Here is a 410-nt window from a genome sequence, read left to right on the forward strand (position 1 = left end):
GGTAGCCTGTTTTCGCGCGGGTGATATTTGGTGGGCTGAGCGTGAAGAAAACGAGCTGTTTGCGGCTGAGCAGGATAAGCGCTTCCAGGCAGATATGTGGGAAGAACCAGTGGTTCACTACTTGGCAGCCAAGCATATCGGCGAAACAGTGACGGGCGCGCACCTGTTGCAGCAGGCGCTGAATATCGACCCGAGCCACTGGGGCAGACCTGAGCAGATGCGGATCGGTAAGATTATGCATCGGTTGAAATGGCCGCGTCGACGCCAGACTAGCGGCCACGGTGGCGTGCGTGGTTATGAGTATGTGAAACCGGTCAATTGGAAGCGCGGGACGGTTGAGCCCAGGCAGGAGACTGCATTTTGATCCCTGAAATGGATGAGATGTTGAAGTTGTGGGCGCTCGATATGCA

1 protein-coding gene is annotated in these 410 nt (G+C 56.1%); it reads left to right on the forward strand.

Features of this window, described 5'->3' with window-relative positions; all coding sequences use genetic code 11:
* Positions 1-364 (forward strand): hypothetical protein (locus tag FCS21_RS16895; protein WP_222928013.1); only part of this gene is annotated, 364 nt, incomplete at its 5' end.
* Positions 365-410: the final 46 nt, after the last annotated feature.

The organism is Colwellia ponticola (assembly GCF_005885605.1).
In the GTDB taxonomy this organism is placed as follows: domain Bacteria; phylum Pseudomonadota; class Gammaproteobacteria; order Enterobacterales; family Alteromonadaceae; genus Colwellia; species Colwellia ponticola.